This is a genomic window from Larkinella ripae, from assembly GCF_054780775.1.
The window spans coordinates 900,841-913,734 of record NZ_BAAGVR010000028.1 but is presented as its reverse complement, the minus strand read 5'-3'; the positions used below and the strand labels follow the sequence as shown (position 1 = coordinate 913,734).

The following is a 12,894-nucleotide window of genomic DNA, read 5'->3' as shown; positions in this document are numbered from 1 at the left end:
GAATCATTTTCGGAGAATGTATAAGCTTTGATCGATTTTATCCTTTAAGCCCGGGTCAGCCACCAAACCGTTCGCGGCCGTTCCGCCTAAATCCTGAATCAGTTTACCACGGACATTGGTGCGCCAGGTTTGACCCAGCTTGCTGACCAACCGACCGGTGACGACCGGCGTGGCAAACGATGATCCGGTTTTGGGTTTTGCCCCGGTGGGATAGGTGATATCTTGCACCTCGCAAAAACTAAGTAGGGCCGGGGGATTCCCATTATTGAACACCCCCAGGCTGACGTACTGATCCGAATAATTCTGATCCTTGCAGGTCTCAAAGTCTTTATAGATTCGATTTTTTGGTGAACCCATTTCCGTTGGATGCACCGTCGTAACCGTCACGACATTGGTGTGGGTTTTGCTGTAATTGGCGGGCCAGAATGGATTTACCTTCAAATCGCGGTAGTTGTACGGAATGATGCCTAAAAACTTTTTTTCAAGCTTTGGGACTTCATTGCCGGCGGCCGCAACAAAAGTGATCTGATTGGCTTTCAGTTCGTTGAGGAAATAGCCCAGCAAGGCGCTGGGTTGAAGTCCGTAAAAGCCCCAGCTTGCATTTACGATTCGCGCCCGTTTCTGTTCGGCGTAGGAAAGTGCGCAGAGGTTGTTGAAGAGCAGCCCTTTCCCTTCTTTATCGTACGTTTTAAGAAACATAAACCGGACGTTCCGGCGGGCCCATTCGTTGCTCAGCAATTGCTCATGAACCAGCGAGGTAACAAGCGTTCCGTGGCCGTTGCTGTCGTAGGGAATTCTGGAATTGTTGACAAAATCCCAGCCAACCCGGTCGTCGGTCAACCCGTTTCGATCCGTATCTCCGCTGGCTCCCGCGTTCGGATTAATCCACATGTACGGTTTAATGGCTGGATAAAGCTCCGGTTGAATCCCGGTATCGGTAATGGCAATAATGAATGATCCGTCGGCGGGTCGGGTGGGTAAACTAAAGTTGAGGAAGGGCGGTTTGTGGGTGTCACGACTGGCATCGTACGGCAAGGAAAGGACGTAGTTGGGAGAGCCGTCGCCAATCAGTTGCGGCCAATCCAGCGTATTATTGGCCCTGTTGAATTTTATATCGTCGAACGGTGGTCGGCCTTCCACGTGGTCATTCGGGCGAGTGTTGGAAGCCATTTCTTTGCCATTGATGTTCAGGTTGCTGATGTCTTTTCCTTCCAGCAGGACGAGCGAGCTATCGCACGGACACCAGCTTTTTACCCGAATGGTGTCTTTTCCTGCAACTTTCAGCACCTGGTTGGCCTTCCGAATCATGGCGAGTTGGGTCGCTACCGGCATGGGACGAACCCCCGCACCGGAAGAATCCGAGCGAAACAGGATGATGTTCTGGTCGGGATTAAAATCAGCCTGTGGATAATTGCCTAACCAGGCTTTAGAAGTGCAGGAAAGGAAGGAGGAAGTCGCCAAACCGAGGCAGAGCAAAGCATGGGTGATGCGCATAATTGATACGTGGTTAGTAAGTTGATTCCAATCGATTCACTAACTGTTCCGCTTCCGCCTTTCCGTCTAAATTGTGCTGAATAACAGTCAGTAACAATTTTTTCGCCCGGTTTTTATCCATCGGTTGGCCGCGCTTCAAACGAGCGAGCGCTTCCAGGTAAAAACCGGGATTGGCGTAGAGATCCGTTTGCCGACCCAATTGGTGAAAATGATTGATTGCTTGGTCGTAATTTTGTAAACGGAGGGATACAAGACCGGCAAATTTTAGCGCTTCCGGGTGCGCGGGAGTCCACTGGAGGATTGCTTCAAAAACCGCTTCAGCTTTTTTGAACGCGCCGTGATTAAAATAGGAGGCCCCAATTTTCAGGCTGTCGGTTTGGCCATCCAAGTTGATCGGAAGCTGGCTGACCTGTTCGGTTACATACTGGTCGGCCAGGTCGCCGACCGTGGTCGGTTTTTCCCAGATTCGCACATACAAACTCAGCCCGATGATCACCGCCAGGCTGGCGGCAAGGGCAACCACTCGCCAGGCTGGCGTTCGACGGACGGGCAACGGTTTTATCCGGCGTTGCGCTTCAGCCCGGGCGACCTGGCGGGCCAGCAGGTAGAAGGCTACGGTTTTTGCAAAGGCTGGGTCGTCCTGTAACCGGGTTTCAAAGCGGGCCCGGTTAGGGGATGGTAACCGCCCGGCGAAATAATCCTCGATGTGTTCAAGATCGTTCATGACGGGCAGTGTGGATAGAAGCTTGCTTGGCGATAATTCATCCCATCACCAAGCATACTGCCTTAGTCGGTATTGCCGCCGTTTCCGCGAACAGCGTGTCTGAAAATTCAGGTGATATGCGGTTTACGGTTTTCGGTATACGGTTTTTGGTTTCAGCGGAGTAATCAGGCCGAAAGCCAGAAAACCTGGCAAAACCAAGAATGGAAACCCGTAAACTGTAAACCGTGAACTGAAAACCGTAAACTGTAAATCGAAAACCGTAAACCGAAAACTTTTACATCGTCTTAAGCAGTTTTTCCGCTTCCGCTTTTCCGTCCAGATTCTGTTGAACGACGGTTTTTAACAGCGTCTCTGCCTGAATTTGATCCGTCGGCTGACCGCGTTTCAGCCGGGAGAGCGCTTCGAGGAAAAGACCCGGATTGGCGAATAAATCGGTGCGTGTGCCCAGGCGGTGAAAGAGTTCGATGGCCTGATCGTACTGCCCGGTTTGCAGAGCCGCCAAACCGGCGAATTGCAGAACCCGGTCATTATCGGGTTGGCTAACCAATAGCCTTTTAAAAACCGCCCCTGCCGCCTGGAAATCCCCCCGGTTATACAATGAAATTCCGGTTTGCAAACTATCGGTCTGTCCGCTGAGGGTTCCCGACAACTGACTGTATTTTTCCGTAATGTACTGATCGGCTAGTTCCGTGGGCGATGCGGCTTGCCGGTGAAACAACCAGTAAACGCCTAAGCCTACAATCAAAATGACACTTGCCGCCAGCGCAATCAGCGATCTAATGGGCAGGGGTTGAACACGGGCGGACCGGCTGCGAAGCGCATCCAGTTCGGCTTTTCGCTGGGTCCGGGCTTCGGCCTGGGCGGCCCGGTGGGTCATCGTATAAAATGCGACTGCTTCGGCCAGCGACGGATCGCTTTGCATTTCCATCTCAAAACGCGCCCGATCCTCGGACGACAACCGTCCGGAAAAATAATCGTCGATGCGTTCCAGCTCGTTCATCGGTAGAGGGTCCGTAATCGTTCGATACACCTCAGGCGGCTGGTTTTGGCAACCGAAGCGGTGTTGTAATGCATTTGCAAGGCTATCTCTTCGTCGGAATAGCCTTCTCCCCAGGCCAACAGGATTTCACGGCATTTATCGCCCAATTGCCCGATGAGCGCCCGCAACCGGTCAACATCACTTTGCGCGATCAATTGCTCAATCATGGAGCGGGCCGTTTCGGGCAGTTGCAACAACGAATTATCCAGCGAAACGGCGTCATGAACCCGGTCCCGCTGGGTTGACTTTTTTCGAATCAGGTCAATGCACTTGTTGGTAAAGATCTGATAAAGATAGGTTTTCAGTTCCGAACGGCCTTCAAACTTGCCACGGCGGACATTGTCAATAACACTTAAAATGGTATCGGAATACGCACTGGCACAGTCCTCTTCGTCCAACCGGTGTTTACGGACGCCATCACCAATCATGTACTGGTATTTCAGGTACAGGCGATCTTCGGCTTGCCGACGTTGAACACCGTCGGCTTTTAGTCCGGCAATTAGATCTGAATCCGTTGGGTGACGACCGAAAAACGCCATTTGGAGAAGGAGAAGCTCTAGCCAAATATGCCGAAAAATGCTTGGTTTTCAATTTTTTAGGTGCAGATGTTACCAAAAAACAAAGTTGCCCGACTAAGAGGTCGTACTAACTTCTATCCACACCATGAAAACATTTTTGTGTATTTCACTTGTCGGCCTGCTCTCGACCGGTTTTTTACGGGCACAAACGAATGCGTACTACCGTGCGGACCCCAGCGACCGCCGTGCGTACTGGGAGGTAACAACGGATTACAAGACCAACGGCACGGCAATCCGGTATTTCAATGCTGATCGGCAGTTGCTGTATCAGGAGACGCTACCGAAACAACTCGTCAAGCTTACGAAACGGAATGTTCGGCGGCTGGACGAAGCCCTGGTCAAAGTAACCCAGAATCAGCCGCAGCCATCCCATGTTCGGTCGGTCTCGTTGCCGGCTAACACTGAAAACCCGCGCATCGCCCGGGAACGATTACGGGTCATGGACGCCGAACGCAAGGCATCACCCGCGGATTTAATGGCCCGAATTGTTCCGGCCGCCGATGGTTTTGATGCTTATATCACGCTCTTTCTGTACAATCCGAAGCAGGAGCGGGTGCGGATCGAAGTGCTGAATTCAAAAGGGTATGTTGTGGCTCAGGAATACAACAACCGGCTCCAATGCACGTATCGCTTTAGAATGGGGAACATGCCAATGGGGGATTACCGGGTGCAGATCAGCAAGGTCTGGGAAACAAAGCCAACCTTTAGCGACCTGATCACACTGAGCTACCAGCCTTCACAGGTATTGATTACCACCAAATCCAAAACGGCCGGAGATACAAATGGTTTAGTGGCAAAATAAACGGGATTATCCACACCATCGACCTTCATTATAGGTTAGTAGTTGAGTTTCCGGGAAGCCAGACTGGCCTCCCGGAACTTTCTATTTTACATTCCTTTATGTTAAGGTTACTAAAAACGCCATCGTGTCCACCCCATCGGCGTAATCGCTCAGGCCGGGGTGCTGGGTTGTTCCCAGCGGCACACTACCCGGATAAAAACCGTCTTTTGATGCAATGCACTGGATACTGGCCGATACGGAACGGAGCTTTTCTTCCAGCGCTGGCAAATCCGAATACGTTTGATAATACACCGTCGAAATAGGAGAGACCAGATTTTCGTTGGCCGTAACCATCAAAAAACCGTTGTCCAGGTGTGGTACGCTGTTGATCAGATAAATGGACTTGTTGTAGTCGTAATTGTTATTGTATTTATGGTGGCTGGTGAATTGGGGAAACCACGGTTCCAGTTCCTGCAACAGCGGAATAAAATCATAGTGGTCCGGAACCAGCAAAGTAGACACGTTCCGGCACCCCAGGCCAAAATAATCGAGGATGTCGTGGCCCAGCGCATTCAGATCCTCCCGGTTTTCGCGGTTGGTCAGAACGGCCACCGACGACCTGTTGCGACGAATAATGTGCGGTTTTTTGGAAAAGTAGTACTCAAAATACCGGGCCGAATTGGAACTGCCGGTTGCAATAAAGGCATCAGCCTGATTCAACCGTTCACTGATCTGAATGAATTCGGCAAATTCAGGATTGATTTCAATGATTTTTTTAATAAAATAATTGATTAGTACAAAATCTGGGGTACTTAATTTGGCCAGCAGGCGGTGACCGCTCAACAGAACGCACAGCAAATCGTGAAAGCCAACCGCCGGAATATTGCCCGCCATGACAACGCCCACATTTTTAGGCGATTCCGCATTGACGTTATAACCTTTAATCCATGCCGATAACTTTTCTTCATTCAGGTACTCATCGGCAATGGCCTGCAGGGATCGAAGGGTATTTTCGGGCGTAAACCAATGATTGGCATAAAAAGCTTTTTCGGCAATTTCCTGCCATTCTGCGGCATTTTCGGGGTTTTTTAAATCGTTTCCCAACTGGACAAACGTGGCAACTCGCTCGGATAAATTCATCGGCTGAAAGAAGACATATACTAGTAGTGAACCGGCAAAAATAAATTATAGTTTGTCGCCAACCTTTAAATAATTATATTTGTTATTCAATTAGCGTTTCATTTTAACAAGCAACGGTTTGGTATGGCGACGATCTTCGGGCCGGAAGATTGAACAACATACGAATCATTAAATTTCTACCTGCAAATGGCGATCATGATCACAGATGAGTGCATCAATTGCGGTGCCTGCGAACCCGAATGTCCGAACACGGCTATTTACGAAGGCGGTGTGGAATGGACCTGGAGCGGAGGGACGGAATTGGATGTCGTCGATTTCGGTGATGGTACGGTAGTCAACGGTAAAGATCCGCAAAATCCGGTGTCCGACGAATTTTACTACATCGTTTCTGATAAATGCACGGAATGCGTTGGTTTCCATGAAGAACCCCAGTGCGCTGCCGTTTGTCCGGTCGACTGCTGTGTCCCCGATCCGGATGTCGTGGAAGACGAAGAAACTTTACTGGCGAAAAAAGCCTGGCTGCACGCCGAAGCCGTCTGATTGACTCCCTACATACATCAGAAAAATCCCGGATCATCGATCCGGGATTTTTTTTGCCCCCGCATTAAGAAAATTGAATTATTCCTACAATTAATTGAAGTCGAATACAAGGGGGAATCTTTATGATATTTTACATTTTATGGCTAATTCAAAATATGATATAAATGGAAAATACGTAATAAATGAGAAAAATGGGAGAATTTTAAACCTGTTTTGATAAAATAAATTCCTTTTTTCAGAAAAATGCTATAAATTTTAACTTATAACTTGGAAAATAACAGATCGTACATAATATTTGTAAAACAATTTAACGATCTCATTTGTCCTCGAACAAACCAAAGAAAATTATGAAGAAAACTGTTTTACTGGTATGTTGTTCGTTTTCCTTTTTATTGTCCAAAGCTCAGGAGACCTCTCCGAGCACCTCGAAGCCGCAAGAGGTTGTTGCGAGTGCAACCCCTGAGCCGGAACCTGAGAACAAAGGCAAATTCACGTTCTCTGGTTACATCGATACGTATTATAGCGGTAATTTTAATAACCCTCGTTCGGGCAGTAATTTGGGGGTAGCCGGGACCGCCCGGGTATTCGATCAACGCGCCGGACAGATTTCATTGGGACTCATCCAGACGAAAATCGGTTACAGCACCGACAAAGTTGACGCCGTTCTGGATTTGACCTTCGGTCCGAATGCCGACCTAGGCAACTACGGAAACCTGGTGGGTTCACTGGGACCCGGTTCTACTTCACTCGCCATCAAGCAGGCTTATATCAACTGGAAGACGTCGGACAAATTCGCCATTATGGTCGGACAGTTCGGAACACACATCGGGTATGAAGTCATTGATGCTCCCGTCAACTACAACTACTCGCTCTCAAACCTCTTTAACAACGGCCCGTTCTACCACACGGGAATTAAAGGCACCTACGCCTTCAGCGATAAAGCTTCGTTGATGCTCGGGATCGTCAACAACGTGGATAGCTGGAGAGATAACAACAAATCCAAAGGCATCATCGGTCAGTTGTTTTTCGCACCCGCATCGGGCTGGAATGTGTACCTGAACGGGATTGTAAGCAACGAAGCCAACCCGGATTCACTGGGCAACAAAGTGAAGGGCATGTATTCGGTGTTCGACCTGACGACAACCTACCAAATCACCGAGAAATTTTATCTGGGACTGAATGCCGCGATCGGCTCGCAGAAAGCCGATTTTCAGGGCTATGCACCGGTCAAAACCGGCACGTCTACCTGGAGCGGTTTTGCACTGTATACCAATTACGCCTTTACCGGCAAATTTGGTCTGGGAGCCCGCTACGAATACTTCGACAACAGCGACGGCGCACGGGCTCTGCGCAATTCACTGGGCAGTGGAACGAGTGTTAACTCGATCACGCTGACGGGTAACATCACGGCGGCCGACGGAAACCTGCTGATTAAACCGGAATTCCGGATCGACAGCTACGCCAAACCCGCTTCGGGTGGTGCCGAAGCCCAACAATTTGAAGACAGCGATGGCGGTTTCACCAAATCTTCGCAGTCAACGCTTGGCCTGGCCTTTATTTACAAGTTTTAATACGCAACCCCACACCGGTCTACCCCGGACCGTACCCGACTTAATGTACAACTAAAACCATTTTGGTATCATGCAAAAACCGTCTTACTTACCGCTTATCCTATTGCTGATTGTCAGTGTGTTGGGAGTTGTTTTTCCATCGGTTCCGACCACCATCGTAACCGAAGGAATCGACTCTGGCGATACCGCCTGGATGCTGGTTTCCGCGGCTCTGGTCTTGTTGATGACGCCTGGTTTGGCCTACTTCTACGGAGGCATGGTGAACAACAAAAACGTGATCTCGACGATGCTGCAAAGTTTCATCGCGATGGGAGTGATCAGTATCCTTTGGGTTGTTGTTGGTTTCAGCCTGGCCTTTGGTGACGATATTGGCGGGTTTATCGGTAACCCCGCCACGTTCTTCATGTTCAATGGCGTACTCGATGGTAAACCCTGGCCGCTGGCGGCTACGGTTCCCCTGGTTGTGTTCGCTTTCTTTCAACTGAAATTTGCCATGATTACCCCCGCCCTGGTAACGGGTTCGATGGCCGAACGGGTTAACTTTAAATCGTACGTTCTTTTTATGATTCTGTTCAGCCTGGTGGTATACACTCCGCTGGCGCACATGACCTGGCACCCGGATGGCTTCCTGTTCAAACTGGGGGTTCTGGACTTCGCCGGTGGAACGGTCGTTCACATGTCGGCGGGCTGGGCGGCTCTGGCGGGCGCACTCTACCTGAAACGTCGTAAATCACACGCTGAATCAAATTATTTCCCCCCGGCCAACATTCCTTTCGTGCTGTTGGGCACGGGTCTGCTGTGGTTTGGCTGGTTCGGTTTCAACGCCGGTTCGGCAGTTGGTGCCACTCCGCTGGCGGCTTCGGCTTTTGCAACCACGAACACGGCGGCTGCTGCGGCCGGTTTGAGCTGGGTGTTGTTTGATGCTGCGAAAGGCAAGAAAGTCTCCGGTCTGGGCTTCGCAATCGGGGCGGTTGTCGGTCTGGTGGCCATTACGCCAGCCGCCGGTTTTGTTACGATCCCGACTTCCATTTTCATCGGAACCATAGCGGCCATCATCAGCAACTTTGTGGCCCACCTGCGCACAAAATCAACGCTGGATGATACGCTGGACGTATTTCCCTGCCACGGGGTTGGTGGTATGGTCGGCATGGTCATGACGGGTATTTTCGCTTCCAAAGGCGTTAATTCCGCCGTAGTTGACGAAGGGCTGGCTTTTGGTGACACCAAACTGTTCCTGACGCACATGATGGCGCTGGTGATCGTATCGGTTTTCGCTTTTGTTGCTTCGTACGTCCTTCTGATTGTTACCAACGCTATCCTGCCGCTGCGGGTGAGCCTTGAAGATGAGAAAGTTGGTCTGGATGTCAGCCAGCACGATGAATACCTGGTTGATGCCTAGGCTCAAGATATTATGACAGAGCCACAGGGGTTGCCTGTGGTTTTGTTGTACTCGATGAAGGTATCTGTCTTTGACGGATACCTTCTTTTTTGAAGGGAATTTTACATGTCAAGCGCTGAATATTGAATGTAAAAGGTGGTGTAATATTCCCCTTTTACATTCGTCATTCAGCATTCTACATTTAAAATTAACACATGTTAGTGATGAAGAAGCGCCGGGGTCGGCTCTTGTTCAGTCGCTTCCATTAAACCGGCTGCGTTCAGGCCCGTCAGCCGCACCGGTTTGGTTTCGTTGATCAGAAGGGGATCGTAGACGGCCGTAACACGCACGTAATTTTCGGTGAAGCCCAGCATCTGGCCGTTTTCAACCGCTTCTTCAAACAAAACGCTGGCTTCCCGACCCACCTGCTGTTCGTAGAAAAACCGCCTTTTCTTATCGGACAGACTATGCAGCATCCTGGAGCGTTCGGCCCGCTTCGCCGGGGACACAACCGGCTGAATGGTCAGCGCGTGGGTGTTCGGACGTTCGGAATACGTAAAGACGTGCAGGTAAGACACCGGCAATTGGTTTAGAAATTCGTAGGTTTCCAGAAAAGCTTCGTCGGTTTCTCCCGGATGGCCAACGATCACATCGACTCCGATGCAGGCATGCGGCATCAGTGCCTTAATTTTATTGACCCGATCGACGTACAGTTCGCGCTTGTACCGACGGCGCATCAGCGCCAGTACCCGGTTGGAGCCCGATTGCAGCGGAACGTGAAAATGGGGAACGAACCGCTGGGATTGTGCAACAAATTCAATAATGGCGTCGGTCAGTAAATTGGGCTCGATCGATGAAATCCGGAAGCGTTCAATTCCCTCAATTTCGTCCAGCGCCTGAATCAGTTCCAAAAACGTTTCATTTTCCGGGCCGGTTTTCGGATTGGCGCCAAAATCACCGATGTTGACGCCCGTCAGCACAATTTCTTTCACGCCCCGGGCCGCAATTTCGCGGGCGGCCCGCAGCACATTAGCAATGGTGTCGCTCCGGCTGTTACCGCGCGCCAGCGGAATCGTGCAATACGCGCAGGGATAATCACAACCGTCCTGCACTTTTAGGAACGTGCGCGTGCGGTCATTAAGCGAATACGAAGCGTGGTACTCAATGGCTTCTTCAATCGGCGAATTATAAACTGTGGCTTTGCCAGTAGGTTCTTTCACGAAATCACCCAGTAGTTCGGCCAGGCGGAATTTTTCGGCCGCTCCCAAAACCGCATCGACACCGGGAATGCCGGCAATTTCGTCCGGTTTTAATTGGGCGTAACAGCCCACAATGGCTACGTACCCGTCGGCATTGATCTGTTGCGCTTCCCGCACAATTTTCCGGCATTTCTTGTCGGCATTGTCGGTAACGGAGCAGGTATTAATGATGAAAATATCCGGCTTTTGGTTGAATTCCACGCGCTCATAGCCCTTTTGTTCCAGTATTCGGGCCAGGGTTGAGGTTTCGGAGAAATTCAGTTTGCAGCCGAGGGTATAAAAGGCAATCTTTTTCATGGATCGCAAAATTACAAAAACTTTCCCGAACAGCACCCACGGACTACCGGATGGACCTGCTTGGGCAGGGCTTTTCCTCGTACATTATATAGAACGCACAAGCTTCTGGTCATGAATGCAGCTACTTATCCAAAAAATCCTGATACGATTCCTCTTCGTACGCTTCACCCAGTTCGATGTCCTGCTTTTCGATGGCTCCGGTGGAGGAAATGAGCTGGCGGCTAGTGTTATCGTACAGCAGATGCCGATTGGTTTGGACGATGCCAAAACCGTTGTTGAACGCAAAATAAGCAAAGGGGCGGTTTTGGGGATTCAACAAATCGCGGCTCCATTTAAACTCCGACGAATCCAGTCGCAATTGATGCAGCAAGGTGGCAGCCAGATCGGTTTGTGAGCCGATTCGGTCAATTACCTGCGGTTTTGCTTTCAGCGCTCCACCCAGCCAAAGCATGGGAATGTGAAAATCACGCGCGCGGTCGGACGACAAAACCGGTAAGCGGTGGCCGTGGTCGGCGGTAATAATCACCAGCGTGTTCGACCACCAGTCTTGTTTTTTCGCCTGGGCAATAAATTCGCCCAAACTCCGGTCGGCGTAATATAAGGAGTTGAGAAACAGAGCTTCTTCGTCTGTGCCGGGGAAAATCGTCGGCATTGGCACTTCAAACGGCTCGTGGCTGCTCAACGTAAATAACGAAACGAAGAACGGTTTTTGGGAAGTGTCCAGATCCGACAGAATCCGGTTGTAAACCACATGATCGTGAGCGCCCCATTTCGAATTCCAGTCACCGGGCGAAAAGTCGGTTTTGGAAACAATCCGGTCGAACTGGTTGTGGTAGAGGTACGATTTAATGTTGGCAAACTCCGTTTCACCGCCGTAATAAAAGGAGGTTTCATAACCGGCTTTTTTAAATTTCTGGCCCAAGGTGGGAAGTTTGGCGGCTTTGGCCGGCAGGGTCATGATCGAAGCCGTTGCCTGGGCCGGAAAACCACTCAGCAAGGCAATCAATCCTTTTTCGCTCCGGTCGCCACTGGCGAAAAACTGGTTGAAATACAGACCTTCGTGTGCCAGTTTTTCGAATTGGGGCGTAATGCCCGTTCGTCCGCCCAGCGAAGCTACAGATTTTGCCGTAAAACTTTCCCAAACGATCACGATCACGTTGGGCGTTGGCGTTGTCAGTAGGGTCTGGTTGTTGGAAGCGGGCTGAAAGAGCGTTTTGACCGTGCGGTTGGCCCGCCCTTTTGGAAAAAAGGCGAATGGGTTCGACCCGTATTTATTCCGTTCCAGAACGGACTGCATAAAATTCCAGGGTGGGCTGACCGATGCGTAGTTTGCAAAGGCAATTGGGGAGAAAAAAACAGTACTGACGTTCATCGGCGCCAGTTGGAAACCGCCCCGGATCGGTAGTATCAACGACGCCGACGCCAGGAAAAGCACCGGACTGGCCAGCCATCCGGTCACCGGACGAAAACCGGTAATGGACCGTTGAGCCAGTTGACGAAAAAAGAAATCGCCCAGAAAAAGCATGGCAAAAAACAGGCTTGCCAGCAGGAGCAGGGGTGATGCACCGACCGACGCAGCCGCTTCGCGCGGGGATTTCAGGTAATGCAGGGGCGTAATGTCCAGGTGAAAGCCCCAGGTTCGGAACACTTCCAGGTCGGCAACCGTGATGGTCGCAACGAGTAGCAGCTCCAGAAACGTTAGAATACGTAGGGTCCGGGCCGTTTTTGCTGGCGACCATTTGGGAAGCAGGGCAAACAGCAGGGCGGGTAGAATCGTCAGGTAACCGGCTGTCGAGAGATCCATTCGGAGGCCGTGGGCAAATACACCAAACACGGTCGAGGCATCCAGTTGGGCAGTTTGAGGCTGATAAACCAGGAATAGAATACGACCCAGCAGGAGCCAGAGGGTCCAGCCCAATAGATAAAGAATCAGGACAACAAATCGACGCTTCATTAGATTGCTGTTATAAAAACCTACGGCAAAAATAACAGGATTTTTACTAGGGATAAATGCTTATTATATAAACGGTTAGGCTGAGGAGGGAAACGTCTGTCTACCGTACGTGCAATTTGTTCTATGGTATGTGCAAAAC

General features: G+C 50.4%; 11 protein-coding genes. 4 read left to right on the top strand and 7 right to left on the bottom strand.

Translation table 11 applies throughout. The annotated features are described in order from the left end of the window. Window positions 1-3: 3 nt before the first annotated feature. From ACYVHX_RS25665 to ACYVHX_RS25650, 4 genes are all read right to left on the bottom strand, one after another. Entirely contained in the window at window positions 4-1,494 is a 1,491-nt protein-coding gene (locus ACYVHX_RS25665) for a S8 family serine peptidase (RefSeq protein WP_460674553.1), read from the bottom strand. 13 nt (window positions 1,495-1,507) lie between these two features. Beyond that, window positions 1,508-2,218, bottom strand: a complete 711-nt coding sequence (locus ACYVHX_RS25660) for a hypothetical protein (RefSeq protein ID WP_460674552.1) — start codon at window positions 2,216-2,218, stop codon at window positions 1,508-1,510. Between the two features lie 274 nt (window positions 2,219-2,492). After that, on the bottom strand, window positions 2,493-3,218 hold the full coding sequence (locus tag ACYVHX_RS25655) for a tetratricopeptide repeat protein (protein WP_460674551.1): 726 nt from the start codon (window positions 3,216-3,218) through the stop codon (window positions 2,493-2,495). Beyond that, window positions 3,215-3,796 carry an RNA polymerase sigma factor gene (locus tag ACYVHX_RS25650; RefSeq protein WP_460674550.1) on the bottom strand — a complete coding sequence of 194 codons (582 nt, stop codon included), beginning with the start codon at window positions 3,794-3,796 and terminating at the stop codon, window positions 3,215-3,217. Before ACYVHX_RS25650 ends, ACYVHX_RS25655 begins: the two co-directional genes overlap by 4 nt. Window positions 3,797-3,920: 124 nt before the next feature. Here ACYVHX_RS25650 and ACYVHX_RS25645 point away from each other — a divergent pair, with 124 nt between their 5' ends. Next, window positions 3,921-4,637, top strand: a complete 717-nt coding sequence (locus ACYVHX_RS25645; protein WP_460674549.1) for a hypothetical protein — start codon at window positions 3,921-3,923, stop codon at window positions 4,635-4,637. Between the two features lie 96 nt (window positions 4,638-4,733). On the opposite strand, the gene ACYVHX_RS25640 is transcribed toward ACYVHX_RS25645, so the two are convergent. After that, window positions 4,734-5,756, bottom strand: coding sequence for an aldehyde dehydrogenase family protein (locus ACYVHX_RS25640; protein WP_460674548.1), 1,023 nt, complete (start codon window positions 5,754-5,756; stop codon window positions 4,734-4,736). A 186-nt stretch (window positions 5,757-5,942) separates the two neighbouring features. On the opposite strand from ACYVHX_RS25640, the gene ACYVHX_RS25635 reads away from it, so the two are divergent. The 3 genes from ACYVHX_RS25635 (at window position 5,943) to ACYVHX_RS25625 (ending at window position 9,266) form a co-directional block, all read left to right on the top strand. Further along, window positions 5,943-6,296, top strand: coding sequence for a 4Fe-4S dicluster domain-containing protein (locus ACYVHX_RS25635; protein ID WP_460674547.1), 354 nt, complete (start codon window positions 5,943-5,945; stop codon window positions 6,294-6,296). Window positions 6,297-6,643: 347 nt separating this feature from the next. Then, entirely contained in the window at window positions 6,644-7,867 is a 1,224-nt protein-coding gene (locus ACYVHX_RS25630) for a porin (protein ID WP_460674546.1), read from the top strand. 70 nt (window positions 7,868-7,937) lie between these two features. Then, window positions 7,938-9,266 (top strand): ammonium transporter, encoded by a 1,329-nt coding sequence (locus ACYVHX_RS25625; protein ID WP_460674545.1) that lies wholly within the window; start codon window positions 7,938-7,940, stop codon window positions 9,264-9,266. 197 nt (window positions 9,267-9,463) lie between these two features. Here ACYVHX_RS25625 and mtaB read toward each other — a convergent pair whose 3' ends face one another. Together mtaB and ACYVHX_RS25615 are read right to left on the bottom strand one after the other, a co-directional pair. Beyond that, the gene (gene mtaB, locus ACYVHX_RS25620; protein WP_460674544.1) at window positions 9,464-10,801 is read right to left on the bottom strand and encodes a tRNA (N(6)-L-threonylcarbamoyladenosine(37)-C(2))-methylthiotransferase MtaB; all 1,338 of its coding nucleotides are present in this window, start codon (window positions 10,799-10,801) and stop codon (window positions 9,464-9,466) included. Window positions 10,802-10,922: 121 nt separating this feature from the next. Continuing rightward, window positions 10,923-12,755 (bottom strand): LTA synthase family protein, encoded by a 1,833-nt coding sequence (locus tag ACYVHX_RS25615; RefSeq protein WP_460674543.1) that lies wholly within the window; start codon window positions 12,753-12,755, stop codon window positions 10,923-10,925. Window positions 12,756-12,894 lie beyond the last annotated feature (139 nt).

Coding starts and splice junctions, on each gene's coding strand:
- ACYVHX_RS25665 (WP_460674553.1), bottom strand. CDS start 1,494: ATGCGCATCACCCATGCTTTGCTCTGCCTCGGTTTGGCGACTTCCTCC.
- ACYVHX_RS25660 (WP_460674552.1), bottom strand. CDS start 2,218: ATGAACGATCTTGAACACATCGAGGATTATTTCGCCGGGCGGTTACCA.
- ACYVHX_RS25655 (WP_460674551.1), bottom strand. CDS start 3,218: ATGAACGAGCTGGAACGCATCGACGATTATTTTTCCGGACGGTTGTCG.
- ACYVHX_RS25650 (WP_460674550.1), bottom strand. CDS start 3,796: ATGGCGTTTTTCGGTCGTCACCCAACGGATTCAGATCTAATTGCCGGA.
- ACYVHX_RS25645 (WP_460674549.1), top strand. CDS start 3,921: ATGAAAACATTTTTGTGTATTTCACTTGTCGGCCTGCTCTCGACCGGT.
- ACYVHX_RS25640 (WP_460674548.1), bottom strand. CDS start 5,756: ATGAATTTATCCGAGCGAGTTGCCACGTTTGTCCAGTTGGGAAACGAT.
- ACYVHX_RS25635 (WP_460674547.1), top strand. CDS start 5,943: ATGGCGATCATGATCACAGATGAGTGCATCAATTGCGGTGCCTGCGAA.
- ACYVHX_RS25630 (WP_460674546.1), top strand. CDS start 6,644: ATGAAGAAAACTGTTTTACTGGTATGTTGTTCGTTTTCCTTTTTATTG.
- ACYVHX_RS25625 (WP_460674545.1), top strand. CDS start 7,938: ATGCAAAAACCGTCTTACTTACCGCTTATCCTATTGCTGATTGTCAGT.
- mtaB (WP_460674544.1), bottom strand. CDS start 10,801: ATGAAAAAGATTGCCTTTTATACCCTCGGCTGCAAACTGAATTTCTCC.
- ACYVHX_RS25615 (WP_460674543.1), bottom strand. CDS start 12,755: ATGAAGCGTCGATTTGTTGTCCTGATTCTTTATCTATTGGGCTGGACC.